The sequence below is a fragment of the Siminovitchia fordii DSM 16014 = CIP 108821 genome, from assembly GCF_000374565.1.
Lineage (GTDB): Bacteria > Bacillota > Bacilli > Bacillales > Bacillaceae_C > Siminovitchia > Siminovitchia fordii.
The window spans coordinates 1-26,903 of record NZ_KB894719.1; the positions used below are offsets into that span (position 1 = coordinate 1).

At 38.8% G+C, this 26,903-nt stretch carries 20 protein-coding genes; 13 read left to right on the top strand and 7 right to left on the bottom strand.

The annotated features are described in order from the left end of the window. Positions 1 to 91: 91 nt before the first annotated feature. Positions 92 to 1,450: an IS1182 family transposase gene (locus C509_RS0122130; RefSeq protein ID WP_018705594.1), complete on the bottom strand. Its 1,359-nt coding sequence runs from the start codon at positions 1,448 to 1,450 to the stop codon at positions 92 to 94. Between the two features lie 303 nt (positions 1,451 to 1,753). On the opposite strand from C509_RS0122130, the gene C509_RS0122135 reads away from it, so the two are divergent. After that, positions 1,754 to 4,015 (top strand): hypothetical protein, encoded by a 2,262-nt coding sequence (locus C509_RS0122135; protein WP_018709131.1) that lies wholly within the window; start codon positions 1,754 to 1,756, stop codon positions 4,013 to 4,015. 634 nt (positions 4,016 to 4,649) lie between these two features. Here the strand turns inward: C509_RS0122135 and solA are convergent. The 4 genes from solA to C509_RS0122160 all read right to left on the bottom strand — a co-directional run bounded on the left by solA (position 4,650) and on the right by C509_RS0122160 (position 10,403). Continuing rightward, complete coding sequence (gene solA / locus C509_RS0122140) at positions 4,650 to 5,945, bottom strand: N-methyl-L-tryptophan oxidase (RefSeq protein ID WP_018709132.1); 1,296 nt, start codon at positions 5,943 to 5,945, stop codon at positions 4,650 to 4,652. Positions 5,946 to 6,124: 179 nt separating this feature from the next. Continuing rightward, complete coding sequence (locus tag C509_RS0122150; protein ID WP_018709134.1) at positions 6,125 to 7,582, bottom strand: sodium:solute symporter family protein; 1,458 nt, start codon at positions 7,580 to 7,582, stop codon at positions 6,125 to 6,127. 205 nt (positions 7,583 to 7,787) lie between these two features. Beyond that, positions 7,788 to 9,077 (bottom strand): NAD(P)/FAD-dependent oxidoreductase, encoded by a 1,290-nt coding sequence (locus tag C509_RS0122155; protein ID WP_425423172.1) that lies wholly within the window; start codon positions 9,075 to 9,077, stop codon positions 7,788 to 7,790. Between the two features lie 123 nt (positions 9,078 to 9,200). Next, a complete protein-coding gene (locus C509_RS0122160; protein WP_018709136.1) occupies positions 9,201 to 10,403 on the bottom strand; it encodes a CdaR family transcriptional regulator in 1,203 nt (400 codons plus the stop codon). Between the two features lie 587 nt (positions 10,404 to 10,990). Between C509_RS0122160 and C509_RS0122165 the strand changes: the two genes are divergently transcribed. The 12 genes from C509_RS0122165 to C509_RS0122230 all read left to right on the top strand — a co-directional run bounded on the left by C509_RS0122165 (position 10,991) and on the right by C509_RS0122230 (position 26,146). Then, the gene (locus tag C509_RS0122165; RefSeq protein ID WP_018709137.1) at positions 10,991 to 11,734 is read left to right on the top strand and encodes a conserved phage C-terminal domain-containing protein; all 744 of its coding nucleotides are present in this window, start codon (positions 10,991 to 10,993) and stop codon (positions 11,732 to 11,734) included. 19 nt (positions 11,735 to 11,753) lie between these two features. Then, complete coding sequence (locus tag C509_RS0122170; protein WP_245542522.1) at positions 11,754 to 12,065, top strand: hypothetical protein; 312 nt, start codon at positions 11,754 to 11,756, stop codon at positions 12,063 to 12,065. After that, positions 12,065 to 13,360 carry a replicative DNA helicase gene (gene dnaB, locus C509_RS0122175; protein WP_018709139.1) on the top strand — a complete coding sequence of 432 codons (1,296 nt, stop codon included), beginning with the start codon at positions 12,065 to 12,067 and terminating at the stop codon, positions 13,358 to 13,360. The genes C509_RS0122170 and dnaB overlap by 1 nt, the downstream gene beginning before the upstream one ends. Then, positions 13,357 to 13,617 (top strand): hypothetical protein, encoded by a 261-nt coding sequence (locus tag C509_RS26295; RefSeq protein WP_018709140.1) that lies wholly within the window; start codon positions 13,357 to 13,359, stop codon positions 13,615 to 13,617. Before dnaB ends, C509_RS26295 begins: the two co-directional genes overlap by 4 nt. Before the next feature lie 867 nt (positions 13,618 to 14,484). Next, a complete protein-coding gene (locus tag C509_RS0122185) occupies positions 14,485 to 16,005 on the top strand; it encodes a class I SAM-dependent DNA methyltransferase (RefSeq protein ID WP_018709141.1) in 1,521 nt (506 codons plus the stop codon). Further along, positions 15,995 to 17,311: a restriction endonuclease subunit S gene (locus tag C509_RS24470; RefSeq protein ID WP_018709142.1), complete on the top strand. Its 1,317-nt coding sequence runs from the start codon at positions 15,995 to 15,997 to the stop codon at positions 17,309 to 17,311. Before C509_RS0122185 ends, C509_RS24470 begins: the two co-directional genes overlap by 11 nt. After that, entirely contained in the window at positions 17,295 to 20,390 is a 3,096-nt protein-coding gene (locus C509_RS0122195) for a type I restriction endonuclease subunit R (RefSeq protein ID WP_018709143.1), read from the top strand. Before C509_RS24470 ends, C509_RS0122195 begins: the two co-directional genes overlap by 17 nt. Before the next feature lie 291 nt (positions 20,391 to 20,681). Then, the gene (locus tag C509_RS0122200; RefSeq protein WP_018709144.1) at positions 20,682 to 21,662 is read left to right on the top strand and encodes a restriction endonuclease; all 981 of its coding nucleotides are present in this window, start codon (positions 20,682 to 20,684) and stop codon (positions 21,660 to 21,662) included. Positions 21,663 to 22,197: 535 nt separating this feature from the next. Further along, on the top strand, positions 22,198 to 23,490 hold the full coding sequence (locus C509_RS0122205; protein WP_018709145.1) for an adenylate/guanylate cyclase domain-containing protein: 1,293 nt from the start codon (positions 22,198 to 22,200) through the stop codon (positions 23,488 to 23,490). Continuing rightward, entirely contained in the window at positions 23,483 to 23,971 is a 489-nt protein-coding gene (locus C509_RS0122210) for a Pycsar system effector family protein (protein ID WP_018709146.1), read from the top strand. Before C509_RS0122205 ends, C509_RS0122210 begins: the two co-directional genes overlap by 8 nt. 236 nt (positions 23,972 to 24,207) lie before the next feature. After that, positions 24,208 to 24,807, top strand: coding sequence for a hypothetical protein (locus tag C509_RS0122220; protein ID WP_154654485.1), 600 nt, complete (start codon positions 24,208 to 24,210; stop codon positions 24,805 to 24,807). Between the two features lie 445 nt (positions 24,808 to 25,252). Further along, entirely contained in the window at positions 25,253 to 26,146 is an 894-nt protein-coding gene (locus C509_RS0122230) for an endonuclease/exonuclease/phosphatase family protein (RefSeq protein WP_245542524.1), read from the top strand. Positions 26,147 to 26,219: 73 nt separating this feature from the next. Here the strand turns inward: C509_RS0122230 and C509_RS25815 are convergent, their stop codons facing one another. Both C509_RS25815 and C509_RS25820 read right to left on the bottom strand, forming a co-directional pair. Then, positions 26,220 to 26,390, bottom strand: coding sequence for a TRAP transporter large permease subunit (locus tag C509_RS25815; protein ID WP_342664534.1), 171 nt, complete (start codon positions 26,388 to 26,390; stop codon positions 26,220 to 26,222). A gap of 295 nt (positions 26,391 to 26,685) precedes the next feature. Beyond that, positions 26,686 to 26,903, bottom strand: a 218-nt coding sequence (locus C509_RS25820) for an ATP-binding protein (RefSeq protein ID WP_018709005.1), incomplete at its 5' end; no start/stop codon positions are given.

Consider the following 26,903-nt stretch of genomic DNA (forward strand, 5'->3'; position numbering starts at 1 on the left):
TGAATCGATTTCATAATTGACGTTTTTGAAAATGGGTTGAGTTACCCTACGATGTTTTTTAATGTTTTTTTAAAAAGGTATTGCGATTTAATCACGCTGTTTTTAACGAATGTTGCTCCATTTCTAGTCTGATCCGGTCTGCGGCTAATTTTGAGGCATTGTAAACAAGCGTCACCAATTGGAAGTGAAGCCTGGCTTTCTTACCGGTCCGATGACGGACATTATTGAGTCCAAAGAATTCCTTTAAGTACGCATTAACCCGTTCAACAGCTGTGCGTTCCTTGTAAAGTTCATTCCACTTTTTCGAACCTCTAGCTGGATGTGTGTACTTGCGGATATCCGTCGATTGCCTGATCTTAAAGGTCATTTGACAAAGGGAATCGAGTCGCAATGGGCAAACTGTACATTCTTTTGGACGTGTGTATTTCAGTGTCTTGTACTTCTGGTCGAAGCTGTCGTAACGATAAGAATGTTCCCGGACGCATGTAGGTGCGAAATGTTCATCGTATCCAACTACTTCCCTTTCATTGCGCTGGTTATATGGGATGACAGCCTGTAGATTCTGATTGATTAATTGCTGATATATGGGCTCATAATCATAACCTGCATCGAAAAGACCGGCGGTAAATAAAGCTGGAAGATCCCGATCAATTTTCTTCAATAATGGGATGGCTGCCTTCCCATCATTGAGATTTCCTGACGTCATTATACCCGTTAGAATGTATTGACTCTTTGTGCTGACGGCTAAATGTCCTTTATAACCAAACCAGAAGGTATTTTTCCCATCACTGTTTTTCTTGATTCCCCATTTTGGTTCGATGGGAGCTTCTTTATACAACGTTTCCACTGATTCGGATAGCTGGTGAACAATCTCTTTCTCATAAATCGGGCGTGCGTTTTCGGCAGCCTGTTTTTCCTTTAACCATTGCTCTCGTTCCACCTTCGGCTTGCGTCCGCGCTTTTTCGGTGTCTGCTTTTCTTTCTTTTTGGAGGCTTGCGCACGATCTCTTGCCTCAAAATGCGTGGCATCGAAGGCGATGTTTTCATCGCTGATATGCCCCTCGTTGATGGCAAGTAGAATCAGTTCATCATGGATATGTGTCATCACATTTGATTCGCTGATGACAGTAATCATCCTTGAATAGGAGGCTTCAGATGGAATTTGGTCCGAGTGAAGAAACCCACAGTCATATCGAAAAACCGGGTCACGTTTTAACCGTTTGATTAGGTCCTTGATTGTCACGATACGCTCCACCACACGAGCGATAAGTGAATAGACCATGGCACCATAATTCAGTTCTCTTGGGGCACCTACTTTTTTTGGTTTATCGAAAAGATTCCAAAAAGGATTCAGATCGATTGTCGAAAAAACAGCCTCAAAGTGGTGGGTAGGTTCCAACTCATATAATTCATGCATGTCAAATAGGCTTGGTTGACGTATAATGGACATAGGGCATCTCTCCAGTCTGTTATGTTTGTGTGGTAACTTACATTATACAGGATTTGGGGAGGTGCCTATTTTTTTACGTCTTGAAAGCCTTGAGCCCCAAGGGCTCGGGATTATGAAATTAACTCATTTATACTATTATTAAGAAAAATTTCATTTAACTTCTTTAGATGCTTCATTTTTTGAGGATCGATAAATAAAGAATTTATAGGCTGTATTTTTGAAATTCCGTAAGTAATTGTTGCTTTTTTCTGTGATATTTTGTGTATTCATTAATTTGCTAGCAATACAGTAAAGGGGATTATAATGGATTGGCTTCTGTATATTTTGTTATTTGTTGTTGTAATTCCTTTATTAAAAAGAGTAATCTGGGAAATTAAATATTATCTTACAAAGGTCAGTTTCTTTAAGAGGTTATCGAGGTATTCATATTTTTTTGGAAACATTGTTTCTATTGGCATAATTATTTTTTTAACAAAAGTGCAACTGCATCATAATTGGTTAATATATTCTATCAAGGAATTCGATATTGTGGATGCGTTAACTTTTTCTTTCTCTATCTTAGGGATATATGGAATTTATTTTGGGTTTCTCCAATTTTTGGTGGGGTTCGATAAAAATGACATATATTTAGGAAGAAGTAAAGCAAATAAATTAATCAATGGTATTGGATGGAATATCCTTGTTAATAATTTTTCATTTAAAGCAATGCTATTTTTTTTAATCTTACTTCCTGTGGTTATTTATTCAAACTACTTTTATGATTTTGCAGATATATTAATAGGTATATGGCAAACATCTGTCGTTTATTTACTGGTCATATATGTCTTTTTAATTATTAATAGTTTAAGAGCGATTAGATTAATTCTCTCAATAAAAGAAAACGATGATTATTTTCTGAAAAGAAGTATTGAGGAAGGTATAGAGACTCAATATAGAGATTATTTTATACATGATTTTTATAATCGTGACTCTGTTTTTTTCTTTGCACTAAATGAGGATTTAGAAAATATAAAGAAAAATGAACTGATGCCCTTTTATGAAAAAGTGTTTCAATCAACAATATATGAAGAAACCGTTAATAAACTAAAGAAAATTAATAGGGAATTTGTTAATGCACATTATAAAAAATTTTTATTAAAAAAATTAAATTATCTTATTACTGCTAATCTTAAATTTGATGAGCTCCTCTCATTTTATAAGAATGATTTATTTTTCTTAGATAGATTAATTAAAACTGATGAAGCAGCTGTTATTAAAGACTTTACAGGCAATGACAATACGGCTATATATAGTAGAGAATCAGAATATTCATTGCATAACATGTTGTTTTATGAGCTGTTTAAAAAAGTAGACACGACGGGTGGTTTACATAAGTTACTTAGAATAATAAATAAAGAAATTACTTGGAAGATTATTTATTATAAAGAAGATAAAACAAATGAGTATTTCAGAAATTTTTTAAAAGCTATATATATAAAACTTTTGGAAAACTATTTTGAGGAGAAAAACGCTTTAGTAAAGATTGAAACGATAATAGATTTGAAGGAATCAGGTGAAATAGTTAAAGAAGTACATTCTAAATATATTTTCGATTTTTTGATTAATACATTCGGCAATGTAACAAAAAGGTTTAGTAAAAGTGAAAAAGAGAAATTTAAACTATTAATAAACACCTTGGATAAAGAGTATAGAATGGCTTACATTTTATATCAACTGTTTTATCCAGGAAAAGGAGAATGGGATGCAAATATTGATTTATATAAAGAATTACTGATGAATTTGGATATGTATGATGATTATAGGGCGTTTTCGAAAAAAGTTTCAAAAATAATTTCTGATGATACTCAGATAGGGCATAGATTCACTTTTGAAAAAAGTCAATGGTTATTCGATACGAAGAACAATAATTTAACTTATGCATTCCTAATTCAAATACGCGATAGAAACTTGCCCTTGCTTAAAGTTCTGTTAGTTCAACAATGTTTATCTAATTATCAATACCTTTATTTACCTTCCAATGGACTTGAATTAGTAGAGGAAAACGATCGTCAAGCACTAATGGAGATTGAAAGGAAACTTTTGGATACAGTTTCTACTTATCCGGATTCAATGAATGAACCCTATATTAAAGATGTGCTAAAGGCTATATTTGATGGATCTCAAAAATTTTTAAAGGTTAGAGATTTTAATTATATGAGTTGGAAGGACATTTTTATAGTAGAGAATAATAAATTGGAAAGTAGAGAAAGTCTATCTTGTTTTGAAAAAATATATTACGTAATTGATAAATATTTTGGAGAAGACTTATGTAAGTTTTATATTTTGAAGTTAAATGATTATTCTTATGAAGACATTTTTAGAAACAGATACTTTTTAACGCTTTTTTTAAAAAAGACTAGAGAGGTCCTCCAAAATAATAATATGAATGTTAAAGAGTTAGTCGATGAGCTAGTGTCAGAAATTGCACCATTCCAACTAATAGGTAAGTACGAGGTTGAAATCATTTGTAAAAGACTTCAATATCTACTTGATACTAAGTATTTACCCATTAGATCTAACTTGTGACTGTAAACTAAACTGTGTAAGTGAGAGTGCTGTGAATGATAAACTAAGAATAGTTTAATGTTTACATCTATATCCCAAATATCCTAAAGTTAGAACGGCTTTTCTTCACTTCTACTATAAAGAAATAGTAGTACAAAACCATGGCCTGGTTTTGTACTACTAATGTTAGTATGTTTGGGGGCACTTCAAAGCGGATCAGGTGGATTATTTTTTTGGTGCCAGTCTCACTTTGAAGGGAACCCGGCTAAATGTATGGTCGCGAGTGCTGATACCCCTTGGATTCATCAGTTTTTTATTAGTTTCTAATTATTTTGCCTTACCTTATCTTTCTTTCCCGATCAATAAGGGTGCGATGAGCGATTCCTTTCCAACGCGTAAAGCGGATAAACATGTATCAGTGGCACCCGGCTTTAAGTCAAACGTTTGATTAGTATTTAAAGGGTAAGGTTAGAAATTTTTATTCACTCCAATGTCAATGGTAAAAACAACAGTTAAGTTTTCTTTATTCCCAATTCATCGATTCTCCTGTGTATCTTCTATGACTAAATAACTTGTAATAAATTCACCATATAGTATACCTTTGGCATATCTACTTGACACTGACTAAAGTATTGGAAACGTTTAAGAAAATACTCTAAACGATGGCTAAAGCAGGTCTAGAAATTGAAAATTTCGAAATATCATATTCGGTATGACCATCAATGACAAGCTGACTTAGTATTTTTCCCAAAACACTACTATACTTAAAGCCATGCCCCGAAAAACCACCAGCAATTTTTACATGCGGAAATTTAGGATGATGGTCTACGATAAAGTCCATATCAGGGGTCTTTGTAATCATACAAGCTTTCCCTTGTTTCAATTTGCCTGCCGCTCCGGGTAAGAATCTTTCTAAAAAACTTCTCAAATCTCCTTCATCACTAGGATACTTGTTGAAATCCTGACTCATTAAATCCGGGTCTATCTTTCTCTCAGAATCATTTCGACCAACCTTTACTCCACTTCCGTTGATATCGGGGAAGCCGTAATACCTTTCATCTTTTAAGCTAAAATAAAAGCAAGGTAACATTGGGTATTGAAAAACAGAATCATTCGATTCAAACCATCCAAAAGTTTTACGCACAGGTTCTAACGGTAAGCCCAATGAAGAAAGAACTTTCCCTGTCCAAGCTCCCGCACAAATAATCACCTGGTCTGCATAATAAGTATTTTCTTCTGTTTTGACAATAGCCCCGCTAGAAACAAAATCTATACTGTTCACTTTTGTATTTGTCTGTAAGGTAATATTACGTTTTAATCCTTCTTGTCTGAAAGCTCTTATACATTCCTCATTTAGAAGAGTACCAGAGGACGGCTCAAAATAACCGACAAAATGATCGGGAATTGAAAAACCAGGCCATCTTTTCTGAATTTCAGCGGCATGTAGTGTCTCTAAAGGTAAAGAATACTCTTTAGCACTTTTTAAGGTTTCATCAATAAATGACGAATAGCATTCTCCCACCATTAGCACGCCAGTTGGAATAAATAATGTTTTGTTTGTTTCCTTTTCTAGCTGATTCCAGAGTTCCTGTGCTTTCAGAGCAAGTTCAACATAATGTCCACCTTCAGCAGTCGCATGGCGAATTAATCGAGTTTCCCCGTGGTGACTTCCTTTTCCATGAGGAGGGTCAAAGGCATCAAGTAATAATGTGTCAATCCCATTCTTAGATAAATAATATCCAGCTGCCATTCCAACTGAACCAGCCCCGATAACAATTACACTATAATGGTTTTTCATAAAGTAGATCGCCCTTTCAATCCCTTTTGAAAGCGTAGAGGGTAAAATGACTTGGCACCCCTTATATGCCATGACCAGTTGCAACAAAAGCGCTTTGTCAAATAGGCGCACCTGTCCAAAAGCTAGGAGAGCATGTGGTGTCATTGGACACATACCTAACCATCCCACTTCGGTCTCACGTGTAAAACTAAGCTCAATGACATGACCCTATGTTATTACTTTTTCATTCCATATCTGATCCAGCCGACTAAAACTGCTCCTGCCGCAAAATAACAAACACCAACTGAGAAATAAAAGAGAAGATCCCATCCACTCATTTTTCTTCCTCCTTTTTAGTCGATTTTTAGATTTAATTCATCTGTTTTTTCTAAAGTATGGGGAGGAATCTTATTCTTCGTCATGATATGAGTAATTCCAAAAACAACTAGATTAGTGACAATCCCCACGACAATCGCTGGAATCCCAAACGGCTCTTCCAAAACATTCAACCATAAAATTGTGATAAGCAAACCCGCAATGATTGCAGGTGGTCCAGCATATGGAGATACTTTCCGCTCTGAATGTCCTCCCCATAATATAGCAATGGCCATCGGAGGAAGAATCGATGGAGCCCATAATTGAAACACATAAAGCATTAAACCCATAACACTGGGTATCCATAACGAGACAATGACACCACCAAATCCAACGATCAAAGTGGTATATTTTGTCCATTTCAACAAGACATTGTCTGGAGCAGATTTATTTATATATTTACCGTAAATATCCCTTGTAAAAATAACAGCCGCCGTATTTAAGATTGAGCTTCCCGTTGACATGACCGCTGCAAGTAGTCCTCCGAAAAGCAACCCGATTATACCCATAGGCAAGTATTCTTGTGCAAAAGTAACGAATATCACATCTCCATTCATTCCAGGAAATACAACAAGTCCAATCAATCCGATGACCATAATGACAATGGTAAGGAAAATATACATGAGTGCGAAATAAACAGTTCCCCATTTACTAATATTTGCGGTTTTAGATGCTGCATATCTCTGTATATAATGTGGCGCAAGTGCCTCCCCTAATAGAAAACTTAAGAAAGCTGAAATAAACATACCGACTGTCCATGGTCCCCCAAAAAGGACCAAGTGTTCCGGATCAAAGGCCTCCACCTTATTAATTACTTCTGTCATACCGCCCATTTTAACAACCCCAATTATGGCAGCAGTTGCAATACTAACAGTGAGTAGTATAAATTGCATAGCGTCCGTATAAATGACCGCTAACATCCCCCCTGCCCAGGTGTATGCAATGGTAACCAATGCCCCGATAATCGTTAAAGTAATAAAAGGCAACCCGATGACCGGCTCCAAAATACGTCCTAAGGCCAAAACCTGAACACCAAAGATACTTATCATGAACAAAAATGCCAGGATACTGGATATAACTTGTCCAGAACGTCCAAAATAAAACTCCATGATATCCCCGATCGTAAAAATGTTTTTCATTTTACTTATACGGGGGGCGACAAAAAAGCCGATTAGAAGCTGACTGATGACAACTCCTAAAAGGGCAAGAAAAACAACAATGCCCGTATCATAAACAAATGCCACTCGTCCAACAGTTGCCCCACCACCTACTAAAGTAGCCGCAATGGTGGCGAAAATTAATGACAGTGGCATCGACCGATCCGCAACTGAATAATCACTAAAAGAAGAGACTTTTTTCATTGAATAATAACCGATCCATAAAGTACCCAGTAGATAAATAATTAACAAAGAAAGGTCTATTCCACTAATTTGCATCTCCATTCCTCCAGTTCTTTGTTTCTGCGTCCCTATAACGCTGTGGGAAGAATTAAACGTAGTGAGGCTAGAAGGGGAAAATATAAAAGGTCTCCCCCTTTGATAACCTACGGTATTACAACTGTGATATTGAAGAAGTTTCTAATGAATACTGATATTAGGCGAGATATAAGAACACAATGAAATTGGGCATCTGCAAATCCCTTTAGGAATATAATTTTGCCCCTTCTCCAAAGCGGCTCGGAGCAAAGGGAGCGATCTTAAATTCAGTTGCACCTGAAACAATCAGTTCCGAGAGAATTTTTCCGGTTGCAGGAGCCATGGCAACCCCTACCATCCCGTGACCCGTGGCAATGTACATATTATTTAGTTTGGGAACCTTTCCCAAGACAGGAAGCCCGTCTGGAGTCATCGGTCTCATACCTACCCACACGTCCTCTTTATCCCCTTTGATATCTTCCTTTAAATACTTGGAGACCGCCGAACGAATCCCTTGAATGCGCTTTCTGTCAAGTGTAGTGTTGATTCCTGATAACTCCATTGTCCCTCCCATTCTCAGCGCCTCATTAAAAGGAGTAATCCCCGTTTTTAAATCGCCAAGATATAACGGACGGTTTATTTTGGTAGACGGGTTCTGAATGGTTATGCTGTACCCTTTGCCCCCAGTTAATGGAAGGGTGTAACTCATTTTTTTGGCTAATGTTCCCGACCATGCCCCTGCAGCCAAAAGAAAGTAGTCGGATTTGATAGATTCGGACTTTGTCTTAATTGAGACAATTCTATCGTCTTCTCTTTCGAGGTCTACCACTTCTGTATTTACATACAGATTAACGCCCATTTCCTTCAGTTTATTGATAATCCCTTGGGCTAAGGACTCAGGACGCACATGATATTGTTCAGTTAATAAAATTCCGCCTTGGACACTAGTCGAAAGAGATGGTTCAATTTCCTGAATCTCTTCTGAATTTTTAAGCACAGGCTGTTCATGCCCAAAAACACGTGCAACCTCTTCAAACCTTTTAAATTTTTTCTGGAGATTTTCTTGACTAAGAAAGGCAAATAGTATTCCTTTCCTATGCAATTCAAATTTAATTCCCTCGTGTTGAAGAGAATCGAATAACGAGAGGGTCGACTGACTGAGGGTCAATAGTGCAGCTTCTCCCGCTTTGAAATCGCGCTCATTACAAAATTTCATAAACTGAGATAACCAACTAGATAGCTGGGGCATTGCAGTGGGTTTGATGTAAAGCGGGCTATCTTTTTGGAGAAGCATTTTAAAAGACTCTGTCATTAATCCGGGAGCCGGGACAGGTTCATGGAGGGCAGGACATACCCACCCTTGGTTGCCTTGCGAGCAAGCCTTCCCTAGTTCTCCCTTTTCAATTATTGTTACATCCATTCCTGCTTTCTTTAAATAATAGGCCGAAGACAAACCAATAATTCCGCCCCCTATAATAACTACTTTCTTCATAAGCAACTCTCCCTGTACATCCATCTTAGGAATATTCCGAATTCTTAACTTAATTTTATTATCAGGGACTTGAAAAAACATTATTTTAATTGACCAATATTTTTTAAAAAAATTTTCCTTTTTTGTGCTTAAGGCACAATCATAAACTCATACGTTATGCATATTTTCCATTAAGATACCCATATAAAGCACAAGCATTTTCTTGAAATCTCTAGTTTCCCCTTTTGTAATCTCATATATTTTATTAAGGCGATAATTAAGTGTATTTCGATGAATGAATAACTTGTTCGCCGCATCTTTCTGATTAAATCCTGACTCACACCAGGCACAGATTGTCTGTGCCAAATCTTCCCAATCACTTTGTGCCTTTAAGGGTGCCATCAATTTATGAATATACTTCCTGGAAGTACTTTTATAAGCGCATGCTGACAAATCCTCAAGTATCAAGTCATTCATATAGTAAATCCGGGAAGAATCCTTTGAACTTTTACCTAATTTTAAAGCCCTCCGCGCAGCCTTGTAAGACTGATTTAATTCATCGATTCCCTCACCTGTTGTTCCTATCCCGATGGAGGCTGATAATCCTTTCGTTTCAAACTGTTGGAGTATTTCGGTGCATTTAATTTTTATATCTTTAATAATCGAACTTTCGTTTTGGTTGGAGGGAAGCATAGACAGGATGATAAATTTGTCATCTTGGATGGGAGCTATCAAATCATCTTGATCCTTAAATACTTTTTGCATGATTTCTATGACTTCCAATTTAAGGAATTGAATTTCTAGTTCAGGAGATAATTCATCTGCAGTTTTTTTATATATTTGTTTCGTAATTTTTTTAAATTGGTAAAGATCAATGATTATAGCTATTCGTGGGGGCAGCAAGTCGTATCCAAGTTCCCGCCCGCGTAAAATCAAGTAGTTCTCATCATGTTTATTTAAGTCAAATACTGAAATCTCTTGAATTAAGTTTTCGACAGCTTGTTCACGCAATACATGTGATTTCAAATACATCTCTTGATAAAGCATTGTTTCTATATATTTTTTCAAAAGGTAACCATAATTTCTTACTTCTTTTCTCTTACCTGTGATGCCAAACGAACCGATATTTTTATCGAAAATCTCTATAGGCAACGCAAAACCAGGTTTAGTTCCTTCAAGGGATTTAATATTGACAGTATCAGGATTGGGTTTTCCCGTCTCAATTATTTTTATAGAAGCTTCGTGAAAATCTCCAAGTCTTGAGGTATCACTGGATCCTATAATGATTGACTGCTCGTTTGTGATAATTACCTCGTAACCTATAATCTCACTAGTGGAGACCGCCAATTTTTGCGCTATATCTTCCAGCATTTACATTCACCCTTTTTAAAATCAATGCTCTTGAAATACTCAAATAGCCTGATTCATCCTTAGTTTTTTATCAGTTATTTATAAATAGTATGATTATTCATTGCATATCTCAAGTAGTAAATTTATGTAAATTACTAAATATGGGAGATTGGGGTTGGAACTGTAAAGAAGTTGTTTGAACAGATGAAGAAAAAGCAGGGAGTTTACCAGCATCTATTAAGGGGGATGAGGGGTTCCGTACCTTTATACCCATCTTTGCTGTATACAAGGTGAACAACAATGATTTTTACATGTGTGTAATGATAGACAGCCTCCTCATTGTCGACCTTAATTGATTAATTCGCACTCGAGCCTACATCATCATAGATTTGTTCATGTTTTCTGTTCTGAATGTAGTTTGTTTTTTTCTTTTCAATGTGAAATCTCCCGATCCTTTTAAGCAACAGTGAGCAAGTTTTTTAAATCTTTCGACCTCAGGGTGTCCTTTTTCAAAGAAGCCCTCTATATACAAGTTGACAATAGCGGCTGATGCAAGAGGCTAACCGGAGTTCATCACTGCTGATTTTTCGAAAAAGGGGGAAGTTTGGATGAGCAGATTGTTGATTGAGGAGCATCCGGTGATGATCATTCCGTCACTGGCTGTGAAGCTCGGAGTGAACGAAGCGGTGGTGTTGCAACAGATGCATTATTGGGTGATGAAAAGCACACATATTAAGGACGGGCGAAAGTGGGTGTATAACACATACAGCAAGTGGCATGAGCAGCTACCGTTCTGGTCGGAGAGCACGCTGAGACGCACGATCAATTCGCTGGAGAAGAAGGGATTGGTGCTGTCCGCGATGTTCAATCAGTCCAGGATGGACCAGACGAAATGGTACACTCTGGACTATGAAAAATTGGATGAGTTAGCTGTAGGTGATCAAGATGGACACCTCCCTGCTCCGGGTGGGATGGTGAGCGGGTCAGTTCGAGCGCCTGAGCAGGTCAGTTTGACCAAACCAATACCAGAGATTACTACAGAGACTACAACAGAGAAAATACATATTCCTTTTTCCGAGGTCGTTGAATACTTGAATGCAAAGACGGGGTCTGCCTATAAGCCGAGCACAAGGCGGACACAGGAGCTGATCCGTGCACGCTGGAATGAAGGGTTTACCTTGCAGGATATGAAAAAAGTGATCGACCTGAAAACAGCGGAATGGCTTCACGATCCGTATTGGAGGAAGTATTTGCGTCCGGAGACGTTGTTTGGAACGAAATTTGAGTCCTATTTAAACCAGAAGCCGGAAAAAAAGGTGTGGCGGGAGGAGGAGTTTAATCTTGATGACTAAGCGGGAGACGTTTTCGCTGATGGCTAGGATTGCGGTGTACTACGAACAATTTGAGCTGGATCAGAAAAAGCTAGATTCGTGGCATGAAGTGCTGAAGAACTACAATCTGGAGGAGTTGGAAGCCGCACTCCAAGCGCATGTGTCGGCATCGGTGTACACTCCGAAGATTGCCGATTTGCTTAAGAAACCGCTAGAAGCGCGGGTGGTTCCTGGCCCGGAAGAAACGGCAAGTATCACTGCCGGGAAAGAAAAGCCTGCAAGCCGCGAAGTGATACAGAGGGAGTTGGAGAAGGTTCGGACCATTTTAGGGATAGGCAGAGGAGAATCTTGATGGAGGAGAGGCCGCTTTACAGCAGGGAAGTGGAGGAAGCCTTTGTGGGAGCACTGCTGCTGGATGGGGATCTGGCAAAAGAAAGTACCATCAAGCCTGAGCAACTCTATATGTCCAGATTACGGGTGCTTTTTGCGGCGATTCAGCGTTTGTGTAAAAAAGAGGAGCCTATCGACCCGGTGTCCGTCATCGAGGAAGTCGGCCTGGACAACGTGGAGAGTGCCGGCGGCATCAGCTATGTGACGGACCTGGCCGCCCGTGTATATACAACCGCTAATGTCAGGCATTATGAGAGGCTGATCCAGGAGTATAACCAAAAAAGACAAGCGATGATAGTCGCAAGTCGTATCCAAGAAGGAGTACAGGGAGAAGAGATTTCCACTGTGCTAAAAAACGGTATTGAGGATCTGGTTACGCTTGAAGAGGGGCTGGTCGACGAGGAACTGGGCGATATCTCTTCCGGCCTTATCGATCTTTATGAGGAGTCCGGAAAGGATCAAGGCGAGGTGACCGGCATTTCTTCCGGCTTTAAACATTGGGACCGCCTGACGGGCGGGCTGCAGGAGTCGGAGCTGATTGTCATCGGGGCACGGCCGAGCATGGGCAAAACGGCATTTGCTTTAAATCTGGCTTTGACGGCGGCACGGCAGGATGTTGTAATTATTTTCTCATTGGAAATGGCCAAGAACCAGCTGCTGAAAAGGGCGGTCGGCCTGGCCGGAAATATCAGCTCGGTGAAAATGAGAAATCCCCGCCGCCGTTTCGAGGAGGACGATTGGACGAAGCTGACGGGCGCCATGGGGATGTTATCTGAGGCAAACTTGCATATTTTCGACAAGCCGGGGATGGATATAGGATATATGTGGGCCAAGGTGCGGAAACTTCGACGAGAATACGGTAAAGAAAAAAGGTTCCTTGTCATCATTGATTATTTGCAGCTCATTGCTGGAGATGCCAAGCATAGATCGAACCGTCAGGCTGAAATTAGCGAAATCAGCCGGATGCTTAAGCTGCTAGCAAGGGAATGCCAAGTGGCAGTTGCAGCTCTTTCCCAGCTTAGTAGAGGAGTGGAGAGCCGGCAGGATAAACGGCCGATCCTTCCTGATCTTCGGGAAAGCGGGCAAATCGAACAGGATGCAGATGTGATTGCTTTTTTGTATCGTGAGGATTATTACCGAAAAGACACGGATCAACTGAACGTTGTAGAGGTGATCCTGGCGAAACAGCGGAACGACCCCATTGGTACCATCAGGCTCACCTTTGACAAAGAATGTGGGATGTTTGGAGATGTATGAAACTCTTGAAAGCGCATGCTCTTGCAAAGAAAATCTATGATGTTGAAGATGCTCTTTTAGCCTGCAGGCAAATGGGGGCAAAAAGCGTAGGGACTGTGGCGCCATTCATTCTTCCGAAAGATGTTTGGCATTGCCAAGAAGAGGAGGCTACTGAACGGCTAAATGCCTCCCTTTATACTAACTTGCTGATCAATGTACAAATTCCTGAAGAAATGAATACTTTTCAGAAAGCTCTTTATACGTACCTTTATCAGTAATTAGATCATAGGGCCCTGTATAACAATGTACATGGATAAAGGTGTTGATGATGTCCAGTAACACGACGTCTGTTTCTTGGAAGACATTTCTACATATCGGGCAATGAATTTTCAAGGTTGATGCTCCTCTCTAAATTTTGTTCGGTGGTCAAGTGGTGCAAGTGACTAAACCTTAATATGGATTGTATTTTTTTATGACTCTTTTTCACGAAGTATATCATCTACAACTTCTTTTATAAACTCAGATGGATCCAATTCAAAAGCGGAAGCAACAGCACTAATGGTGCTGGCGAGCGGCTCCTGCTGGTTGGTCTCAGTTTGTTTATCGTCTTCCTATCAAGAGAAGAACGCCACGCAAGATCGTCCTGTGAGAGTTGATTCCTCAATCTTAGTCTCTTTATGGTTTCCCCCATATACTTTACCATCCAACCAATGGTATATAAGTGTATCTCCTTTTTAAAACCATTAGAAGCTAAGGAGAAAAATCGGAACGCGATGTGGAATACCCAAAAGTTTCCCTTAGGAAATACTTTTGCTTATTAGAGATGACAAGAGTTTTAAACCAAGGATTTTTAAGAATAATACTTTTATGTGTGGTTATTAATTACAAGCAACGAAGCCATTAATATCAATTAAAAATAAAGGGTAAAGATTTCAAACGGACCAAAGTGACGATTAAAGTTTGTAACCCTTTTTTAGAGTGACAAAACAAAAGATTACAAGTTTTCATAGAAGAATATCAGTTTCTAGTAACATTTCCAAAAAATTGTCATTTTCTTGTGACAAGTTTACAAGGCGTTGGTATTATTGTAATAGGACTACTTAATTACATAGAGTAAGAGTGACTAGAAAAGGTAGGGAAAAATTATGACGACTGCAAATATAGGGTTTGAAGAAAACTTATGGTTAATGGCTGATAAGTTGCGTGGGAGCATGGACGCTTCAGAGTATAAGAATGTTGTATTAGGCTTACTGTTTTTGAAATATGTTTCGGATTCGTTCGAGGAGAAATATGCAGAACTGCAAGAGGATGAGTGGGCAGATCCGGAAGATAAGGATGAATATTTAGCTGAAAATATTTTCTGGGTTCCAAAAGAAGCACGTTGGTCCTTTATCAAAGAAAATGCCAAAAAACCGGAAATCGGGCAAATCATTGATAATGCAATGATTGCAATCGAAAAGGAGAACAAATCGCTCCGCGGCGTTTTGCCGAAAGACTATGCACGGCCAGCTCTCGATAAAACACGTCTAGGAGAAACGATTGACTTGTTTTCATTTAAGATTGGGGACAAAGAAAGCCGTTCAAAAGATGTATTGGGGCGAGTATATGAATATTTCCTTTCCAAGTTTGCAAGCGCTGAAGGAAAAGGTGGGGGGGAGTTCTACACGCCGATGTCAGTCGTTAAACTATTAGTTGAAATGCTTGAACCTTATAAAGGGCGAGTATATGACCCTTGCTGTGGATCAGGTGGCATGTTTGTCCAGAGTGAAAAGTTCGTAGAAGAACATCAAGGAAAACTTGGCGATATCGCAATTTATGGTCAAGAATCTAACCCAACAACATGGCGTTTGGCTAAAATGAACTTGGCAATTCGTGGTATTGACGGGAACTTGGGTGAACACAATGCAGATACTTTCCATAACGACCTGCACAAAGGTCTAAAGGCGGACTTTATTTTGGCAAATCCGCCGTTTAATATTAGCGACTGGGGCGGGGAGAAATTAAAAGAAGATGTCCGTTGGAATTACGGTACACCACCTGTTGGCAATGCGAACTATGCTTGGATTCAACACATTATCTCAAAGTTAGCTCCTTCAGGTACAGCTGGTTTTGTATTGGCGAATGGTTCTATGTCCACGAGCACAACAGCAGAACTAGAAATTCGAAAAAATCTCATTGAGAACGACTTAGTTGAGTGTATCGTCACTTTGCCTGGTCAACTGTTCTATTCTACGCAAATTCCGGTCTGCTTATGGTTTATAACGAACAATAAAGGGCGCAATGGAAAACGTGAGCGAAGTGGAGAAATCCTCTTTATCGACGCACGGAAGCTCGGTCATATGGCAACGCGTACGTTAAAAGAGTTTTCTGCTGATGATATTAAGAAAATTGCAGATGTCTACCACGCATGGCGCGGAACGAACGAGCAAACATACGAAGACGTAGCAGGGTTCTGCAAAGCAGCAGCCCTAGATGATGTACGTAAAAATGAATACATTCTCACACCAGGCCGCTACGTTGGACTTGAAGAGATGGAAGAAGACAACGAGCCGTTTGAAGAAAAAATGGAGCGATTGACAACTGTGCTAGCGGAACAATTTAAAAGATCCAAGGAACTCGAAAACAAAATCCGCAATATGTTGGAGGGAATTGGATATGGCGTTTAAATGGCCAGAATTGGAAATTGAAAAATTAGCAGCAACTGATAAAAATGCTATTGCAATGGGCCCTTTTGGCTCAAGGATAAAAACTGATAATTTTGTTGAATTCGGAGTTCCCGTTATTAAAGGTCAAAACTTGACTAAAGGGTGGCTAAACGAAAGTGGTTTTAGCTACTTAACAGAAGAAAAGGCTGAGGAATTACGTAGTAGCTTGGCTGTTAAGGGAGATATCGTTTTTACACACAGAGGGACTCTAGGACAAATAGGATATATACATGAAGATTCTAAGTTTAATAGATATATAGTATCACAGAGTCAAATGAAACTGAGTCTAGACAAAGATAAGATATTGCCACTTTACTTATATTATTTTTTTAAGTCAAGGATTGGCCAACATAGACTGTTGATAAATACGTCCCAAACTGGGGTGCCAGCAATATCAAGGCCTGTTAGTACATTAAAAAAAATTAAAGTACCCGTGCCACCTATGAACGAACAAAAAAAGATTACCGAAATGCTAAAAAGCATTGACTTAAAAATTAATCTAAATGATAGTATTATTTCAAACCTCGAAGAACTCGCCCAAACTATTTTTAAACGCTGGTTTGTCGATTTTGAGTTTCCGAATGAAAACGGGGAACCATACAAATCGAGTGGTGGGGAGATGGTGGAGAGTGAGTTAGGGATGATCCCAAAAGGATGGCATGTGTCTCAACTAGAGCAGATTGTGAAACATTCAAAACAGACATTTAATCCAAAAAAAGTTGAGCCCCAAGAAGTAGCTCATTTTAGTTTACCAGCTTTTGATCAACAAAAATTTTATAGTGTTGAGCGAAGCGATACAATAAAAAGCAATAAATATTATATTAATAATTATTCGTTGATGTTTTCAAAAATGAATCCAAGCACACCACGAATTTGGTTACCGAAAATAAAAGATGGTATCCCTAATGTCTGCTCTACAGAGTTCGTAGTTTTGGATACGTCAGATCTGAACAATAGAGCCTTTGTTCACTGCTTGATTGCTTCTAGTGATTTTACAATATATTTAAAAAACAATGCTACTGGGTCAACAAATAGTAGACAAAGAGTAAACCCTACCACTGCTATAGCATATAAATTCCCTTATGATGAAGGGAAAACAAAGGAATTTGAAGCGCTTATATCACCCTTACTAAATAAAGTCTTATTATTACGTGAGCAAACACAGAGTTTAATTAATTTACGAGACACCCTTCTCCCAAAACTCCTCTCCGGAGAAATTGAACTACCTGACGAAACCGAGGTGATAGAGCATGTACCAGTTTCATGAGGATGACTTGGAGCAAGCCGCACTTGAGTGGCTTGCCAATCTTGGATATGAAATAAAAGATGGGCCGACTATTGCAGCGGACGGAGAGTATCCAGAGCGCGATCACTACGCTGATGTCGTGTTGAACGGACGTTTGGAAGATGCGTTACGAAAGATTAATCCTCAAGCTACCATAGACACGATCAAACGCGCTGTTCAGCTTGTTGCGATGGTGCAGTCACCAAATCTCGTCATCAATAACCGGACATTCCACAAATTTGTGACGGATGGGGTAGACGTGGAAGTTCGTACGTCCGATGGTAGAAATACAGTGGAGAAGTTGTGGTTGTTTGATTTTGACAATCCGCACAATAATAATTTTCTTGCAATAAATCAATTTACAGTAATTGAAGGTAATCACAATAAAAGGCCAGATGTTGTTGTTTTTGTCAACGGGCTACCACTAGTTGTGATGGAGTTGAAAAGCTCGACGGATGAAAAGGTTGGGATTACAGAAGCTTATCATCAGCTTCAAACGTATAAACAGACAATTCCCACGCTGTTTCAATTTAATGCTTTTCTCGTAACGAGTGATGGGGTAAACGCACGGGCAGGTTCACTTACGGCGAACGAAGAACGTTTTATGATGTGGCGTACGGTGGATGGGGAAACAATAGCCCCATCTACAATGCCGCAGCTTGAAGTATTGATTCAAGGGATGTTTCAACCTGCTGTGTTTCTTGATTTGCTACGCCATTTTATTGTCTTCCAAACAGATGGTGAAAAGACATTTAAAATTTTGGCAGCTTATCACCAGTACTATGCGGTGAATAAGGCCGTGGAAGAAGCAAAGCGGGCAGCCTCTGAATCAGGAGACCGAAAAATCGGGGTTATTTGGCATACACAAGGATCAGGAAAAAGTTTGTCAATGGTGTTTTATACAGGGAAATTGGTACTTTCCATGAATAACCCTACGATTGTCGTCTTGACTGATCGAAACGACTTGGATGATCAGTTATTTAACACGTTCTCGATTTCAAGTGATTTGCTACGCCAAACACCGAAGCAAGCAGATAGTAGAGCTGATTTGAAAAAACTTTTGTCCGTTGAGTCAGGCGGTATTATTTTTACCACCATGCAAAAGTTTGCGCCTGAAGAAGGAACTACTGAAATGAAAGCTCTCACAACACGTCATAATGTCATTGTCATGGCAGATGAAGCACATCGGACTCAATATGGGTTTGGTGCACAGGTGACGAAATTAGCAAATGACTTGTTCACGAAATATGGCTATGCGAAGTATATGCGGGATGCCCTACCGAACGCTTCATTTATTGGATTTACCGGTACGCCTGTTGAGTCAACTGATAAAAATACACCTGCTGTCTTTGGGGATTATATCGATATTTATGACATGACTCGGGCGGTGGAAGATGGGGCAACGGTGAAAATCTATTATGAGAGCCGGATCATCCCACTCAATTTGCCGGAAGGACTTGACTTGGATGCGGAATATGATGAAATCACCGAATTCCAAGAGCAATCCGACAGGGAACGGCTGAAGTCTAAGTGGTCACGCTTGGAAGCGTTGGCCGGGGCAGAGCAGCGAGTGATGCGATTAGCAGAAGACGTGGTAAAGCATTTTGAAGCCAGAAAAGAAGCGATGTTTGGGAAGGCAATGATTGTTGTCATGAGCCGTAGGATTGCCATTGATTTATATCAGGCGATTATCAAGTTACGCCCAGAATGGCATTCAGATAAGGATGACAAAGGAGTTATTAAGATTGTCATGACAGGATCGTCCAGTGACCCAGAATATTGGCAGCCGTTTATTGGGAACAAAAAGCGGCGTGATAATTTAGCGCGTCGCATGAAAGATATCAACGATGAACTACAAATTGTTATTGTGCGCGATATGTGGCTCACCGGGTTTGACGTACCTTCAATGAGCACGATGTATATTGACAAACCGATGCGCGGACATAACTTAATGCAAGCGATTGCGCGTGTCAACCGAGTGTTCCGGGACAAGCCGGGAGGGTTAATTGTCGATTATATCGGGATTGCGGATAGCCTAAAAGAAGCATTAAAACAGTATACGGACAGTGACCGGGAAAATACCGGTATTGATACTTCGCTCGCTGTTGATTTGATGCTAGAGAAATTCGAAATCATTCAGGAAATGCTATATAAGCATGATTACGATGCTTTCCATTCGGATAAACCTTCTGAGCGAATGAAAGCAATCACGGAAACTATGGATTTTATTATTGGACTAGGTGAAGAAGAGAAGAAAAGGTTTATGCAAGTCGTTACGGAACTTGCTAAGGCATTTGCTCTATGTGCAACAGAGCAAGAAGCACAGGAATTAAATGCAGAAATTGGATTCTTCAAAGCGGTAAAAGCAGGATTAGTGAAATTAATTCCTGTGGAAGGTCAAAAGAAGACATCTACACAAATTGATGCTCAGTTAAATCAATTAATCTCCAAATCAGTTATTTCTGATGAAGTCATTGACATCTACGATTCATTAGGACTTGAAAATCCTGATATTTCGATTTTGTCAGATCAATTCTTGGATGAAGTCCGGGCATTACCGCAAAAGAACTTAGCTGTTGAATTGTTGAACCGGTTGCTACAAGGAAAAGTAAAGAATGTTCAACGTAATAATTTGGTAAAAGCGAAGAAATTCACGGATATGCTCAACGCAGCTATTAATAAATACAACAAACGGGCCATAGAAACATCAAAAGTCATTGAAGAACTGATCGAACTGGCGAAAGAAATGAACGAGTCGTACAAAGCCGGAGAAAACACGGGCATGATCAAAGAAGAAGTGGCTTTTTATGACGCACTCGCGTCCCATGAAACAGCCGAACAAGTATTGGGTGACGATATATTGAAAGTCATCGCACACGAACTAACAAAGGCAATCAAAGAGAATATGAGCATCGACTGGAACTTGCGGGAATCAGCGCGAGCGAAAATGCGGATTACTGTACGCAGACTATTAAAGAAATATGGGTATCCACCTGATTTGCAAAAGATGGCAGTGGAGACTGTGGTGAAGCAGGCGGAGTTGATGGCGGAGAATATGTGAAGTAAAAAGTTTCGGCGGGTTCTATAATGAGATTCTGTCCAATGTGAGCATCTGGCTAACAGGTCAGATGCTCAATTTCAACTCTTTAAGTGGACGATATATTTTCTATAATTAGAAACTGTACCTCGAAATTGAAATAGCGAAGGTTCCCCAACCTTATGTGATATCCAGAACTACTTGACTACATATGAGCAACAAGAACTGATGTAAAAAGTGATTAAGAGCCGCGTACTTTTTACAGAGCATCAATTAAATTAGGATTTGATGTTTGTTTAAAGGAGGAATTAAACAATGAAGAGATGGTGGATGATACGTGCGGGAGATAATAATGAATTAATTCCAATTTGGAAGGACAAAGGTATTGCTTCTATTGGATGGCCAAAATTAGGTGATCCAAGAAAATACAGTTCAAAAGAGGAAATGTTTATTATCGCAGATAATGTATTTGCTGAAAATAAACCGAGTACTAGAAGGAGCTGGATTAATCAAGTATGGCGTTTCAGTAGAGAAATAAAGAAGGGTGATAGAGTTATCACTTATTCTAAAGAAATTAGAGAATATCTGGTAGGAACGGTAACTGAAGGACACTTCTATAATGAAACGGTTGGTGATCCTGCGTACCCTAATAATATAAGAGTTGATTGGGAAGGGACTACTGTTAAAAGAGATTTATTATCACAAGCAGCTAAAAATAGCTTAGGTTCGGTATTAACAGTATTTCGTGTTGATAATTGGGGAAACGAATTTGAAAAGTTATTAGAGTATCCTTTTGTTGAATTGGATGAAACTAATGAAGTGGAAGAAAGCGAAATAATAGAAGAGCTGGTTAATAGAGCTTTAGTTATGGTGCAAGACAAGGTCGATAAACTTGACCCATGGCAAATGCAAGAATTAGTTGGGGGACTTTTACAGGCTATGGATTACAATGTCCAAGTTAGTCCTAAAGGTCCCGATGGTGGGGTGGATGTATTAGCCTATAAAGATGCCTTTGGATTTGAAAAGCCTATTATTAAGGTGCAAGTAAAACATCGAAAATCTTCTGCATCAGCACCAGAAATCCAACAGTTGCTTGGGGCAAATCCAATTGATGCAAATAGTTTATTTGTTTCAACTGGCGGTTTTACTTCACAAGCTGAAGCCGTGGCTAAACATAATTCTGTAAGATTAGTAGATTTAGAGGAATTGGTTGATTTAGTTGTGAAATGGTATGAAAATATGCCTAACGAAGTAAGGGCGCTGTTGCCGCTGCAGAAGATGTATGTGCCTGAGTAAATGCTAATAGCATGACAGATAATGTGCTTAATAATATATGTAATGTTCTTGGGAGATGTTTTTAATGATTAACTTGAGTCTTGCAAAAATCTTGTCGAAATAAATGTCGCAAGATGTCTAGTATTGAAAAGTTCCTGAAAATAAGAGTGACATCCCTTTAATCGTGGAATTGGAAGGTAACCACACCAAACCAAAATCCCGAGAAAAGGAGATTTCTTACGGTTATGTTATCCTTCTATTCTTCTATCGTCAAGTTCGTTTTTTTCCTGGGGCTTTGCCTTTAACTACCGCAGACCAACTATCTGATTTCCATCATGCATGGCATCATCCTGAGCGATGGGCACAAGACGGTCACGCAGATTAGGGGAAATTCCTGAAAGGGGCGCGACCTTAGCTGTATGACGCGCTTCATGAAAGAATCTCCGTGGTGCGCCAACCGGGTCCAAAGAAGAAGTATAGCTCATCTGATGGCCGCTATCACATTGGTAATAAATAGTATAATTATGTTGTTACAGATATTAAAGGGGAGTTATATATGAGCCAATTAAATGATATTTTTGATAGATTATTTGCTTCTAAGATTCCAATAGAAATAATTTATAAATCGCAACAGTTTTCTGTTTTTGAAAAATTAGCAAAAATCCATGATGTTGAGCAAGTACGTCCACCTATTGAGCAATTGAGAAGTCTTTTTGGGAAGGAAAGTAGTGTTTTTTCCAGTTCTATTGGTACCCACCCAGATTTTGCGGACTCAACGACACTACCTCATCACCAGTATATTTGCTCCTTATTCCTAGATATATCTGGTTCAACAAAATTAGGACTAAAATTTCCACTATCTACGGTAAGGTTATATAAGAATGCTATATTATCTACAGCCATTGAATTATTTCAAGCATTTGATGGTCACATACATCGTCTGCAAGGAGATGCTGTTTTTGCTTATTTTGGGCATAAGGCAATGAAGAAAAGTGACGCACTTATAAATGCTTTAAGTGCTGCATCTTTAATGCAATCATATAATAAGCATACATTGAGCAAATTTTTTGAAGAAAATGATTTACCACCTCTAAGAATTAGAATTGGAATTGATATAGGTGATGACAGCGAGGTATTATGGTCAGAATACGGTATTGGTAATGTTACAGAAGTAACCTCAACTAGTATTCATACAGATTTAGCAGCAAAATTACAAAGTCAATCACCAAGAAATAAGATTATGATTGGTGAAAATGTTTACAAATACCTTGACTTATCTGATAACTTCTTTGATGTAAAAACTCGTATTGAAAATGGTGAAACAGTAGAAGATAAATATGTACTAAATGATACAAATTTATATGCGTATTATCAAATGAGGGTTTTTAATTGGGAAAAGTATCTTGACTCATTTTCGTCCCTACCAAAATCAAAAAGTAAGGGCCAAATCTATAGTTCTCCAACTGATTTTGAGTTAATCTGTAGTGTAAGGCAGAAAGAGGATGAGCCTTATAAAAGGCATTACCAAAGTAGTTGTTCTCTAGAAAAAGGAATGCAGTTAAGATTTGAATTAGTTAATTATGCTTCAATGCCAATTGGAAACATTAAATGGAAAGTAGTTAATTATGGAACTGAGGCCGAACAATCCGAAAGTGGTCTTGAATATTATATGGAACAATCTGAAGGTGAATATGTTTGTGAACAGTCAACAGCATATACTGGCCTCCATTTTATGGAGTGTTATATATATAATCATAATGGTAATCTAATTGCCAAAGATAAGTTTGGTTTATTTATAAATGATGAAATAAGGGATTTTAGAAGACTAGGTGTACCGGAAAGTGAGTGAAAGTATGGATAAAGGAGATTTTGCTAAGCACCATAACTCATACCTAAATGATTATATTAAATTTGCTGATGCAAAAGCACTTGCAATTATTACGATTAATGGATTAATTATTAGAATCCTCTTTAACTATCTCACCAACAATTTGGTTGAGACAAAATATTTTTTTACTTTGATATCATGTATGTTACTATTGGTTGCTATATTTTTTGCTGTATTGGTAGTATATCCAAGAACCTCTGCAAAGAATTCAAAAGGACTAATATTTTGGGAAAATGTTAGTTCCATGGATAAAGAGGATTACGTGAGAGAAATAATCAATATTAAGAAAGAAGACTTGTTAGAAAAAGTGATTGAACAGAACTACTTTTTATCTAACACTGCTACGATGAAATATAAAGTTCTTAGAAAAGGATTTTGGTTTTCGGGCATAGGATACGTCGGTTTAATAATAGCAGGATTATTTTGGGTATTCGGAGGGTAAAGTCAATGCCATTTTTAGTGAAAAATATGTTATAAAAAACCCTCCGTTTGTCATTCAACCATTTCAGGACCTACATTTTAACCCTAAAACAAGGGTTAAATAGCCCTCTAACCTTTTTCTCAATCTCCAACATGATATCCGGTTTTTGCGGAACTGTAGGAAGGTTTCCCGTCCTTTTCTGAAAAGATAAAGAGGGCATCCTGCCGCAAGGCTCCATCTCTTATTGGGAATCCCAGTTGGATGAGAAGGTGCTGGTGGGATCGGTGAAAACCGCGAACGATTATCTGCAGTTCAAGAGAGGAAGATATTTCGAAATCCAAGCCAATCGCTTAAAAGGGGCATGGCAAAAGGCAACGTACCTAGCATTGTATGTTACGCAGGAAGCTGCAAGTCAAACAGGTGCTGAGAACGGCATCCAGTTTTATGGCGAAATTATTGATGTGGAAATCATGAATCAATCTCGAGGAGAATCCTCGGTACGACTGTTCGTGGATCGATGGAGGACATTAGAGGGGACGATCCGTCCGGTGGGTTACGGCATCCAGCATTATATGCTGACGACGAAGCAAATCTTAATGCAGGCAAAAGAATTGCCGGAGCTTTTTATGACACTGGGGGAAGAGCTCAAACTGTGGAGAATGCTCAGGAGGCTTACTACCAAGGTGCACACGGAATTGGATGAATCGTATGTGGATCGCGCGCAGAAGATTCAAGCCTATCAGATTGGGCATGACGCTGTGGTGCTTGATCGGGAAGTGCGAGAAATCCAAGTATTTGCACGGAGAAGAGGTACGACAGCGATTGCCGCTCGAGTTATTGGAGAGGCAGCCGAGTAGAGTGTTTAAGATGATTCGTGGGGAGATATTTAGGTGAATGGGGAGGCTGATGGAGGACGGGATTGTCCTTGTTCACCCTCTTCTTTTTTTCTTCATCATATTAATGGTGATTTGTTTCATGCCTATTTAGTAATCACAGCCATTTCATTGAATAGGATTTCTGAACAAAAGGGATAATAAAGTGAAACTTCATTCATCCCTCACTGATTGTTAGTTGAACGAATCGGGCTTTTACGGTCAGTTGATCTCCCGCCTAAGCTACTCCGATTCATCTAAAGTTTTCATTTACAGCGGGATAAGCGATCAATATGATCATTTGGTTCTTAGAAGAATAAAACCAAAGGGGTGATCATTTAGCTATAGCTGGTTAAGTAATATCCCCATTGAAAAGAATTTCGCTTTCTTCCATCACATCATGTAACGAGGAGGATCAAGATTGAAGAAAGTGCTAAAAACTCTAATGTTAGCAGTAGCCGGATTACTCATTATGCTAAGCGGCTTGTTCCCGGGAACTTTAACCGGGGTGGCTGCAGAGAACAAAAAACAATGGGTGTCGGTAAATGTAAAAGCAATGACTTTTAATGTAAGAAACAAACATAGCAATGATCCCTCGCCGCATACTTGGGAAGAAAGGCTTCCCGCCATTAAAAGACTGATCAACAAGAAGGAACCTGATATCATTGGGACACAAGAGGTGTCAAAAGCGCAACTGCAAGATCTCAAAAATCATTTACCTCATTATAAATGGATTGGTGGAAATGGTGGAGAACACTCTGCTATTTCTTATAAAGAACAGAATTACAGGATATTGGAGCATGACCGTTTTTGGTTATCCGATACACCAGATATCGTTGGTTCAAAAACATGGGGAAATAAGGTTCCAAGGATGGTTACTTGGGTAAAGTTTCTTGATAAACAAAGCAACAAACAGTTCTATTTTGTTAATACACACTTTGATCATCAATCCGCCAATGCAAGGGAAAAAAGTGCAGATTTTATTCTTAAAGTAACAAAAAAATTTGATCCAGATTTACCGGTTATTTTAACAGGCGATTTCAATGCTAAACCAGGTAGTCTTCCACACAACATTTTAACAAGTGATGGAGAATTTGATGATTTATGGGAAACAGCTGAGAACAGAATAAATGAAGACTTAGGAACATTTAATGGTTTTGATGATCCTTTTGGTGGAGGACCTGACAAGCGTATTGACTGGATTCTTGGGAAAGGAAACCTTATAACGAATGAAATTGAAATCGTAAACGATCAGAGGAATGGCCAATTTCCAAGTGATCATTTCCCAGTGCTTTCTAACATCACCTTATCCTACCATCATTAAGTAAATAAAATGAGCCCAATGCCATTGATATCAAAAAATACATGGGAGCAGCTGGATAAAAAAAGACTGTATACTAAATTTTCCCCTGAGCATAAAACCGTAAGAGATGCGGCATGACATTTTCCAGTTTCCTTTGGGCCACTTTGATGCCGACAAACAGAATGTTACCGACTGGAGGTGTAATCGTTCCAATACTTAAGTTAAACGTTAGCATGATACCAAAATGCAAAGGGGTCATTCCCAAAGCTGTTACTTTAAGTACGATAGTTCACATACTACGATTGAAAATCCTTATTCCTACAATAGATACCGCCAACATTTCCGAAGATTTTGTATGCAAATCAAATATCAACAAACAAATCCACCTCTATTAACCATAGAAGTGGATTTGTTTTTATATCGATTTTATATATTTTTATACCTTTTCTTTTCATTTAAAAAGTCCTTATAGACCAAAATAGCAACAAAAATTGTATTTGGCAAGTAGAATATGTATGATTTGGCAGTTAAAATTGTAGCTACTTGCCAACATCCCTTTTTTAATGATTGAGTAATGATTCTTTGTGTCGAAAACTTTCTCGATTGAACACCAGTAAATGTGAGTAATGAATTAAGCGATCAATAAACGCTTCCGTCAAGATCGGATCTCCGAATATATGATTCCACTGTCCGAACTGAAGATTTGTCGTAACGATTACACTTCGCCGTTCGTAACACAAATTAAGCACTTGAAATAGGAGCTCAGCTCCTTGCTTAT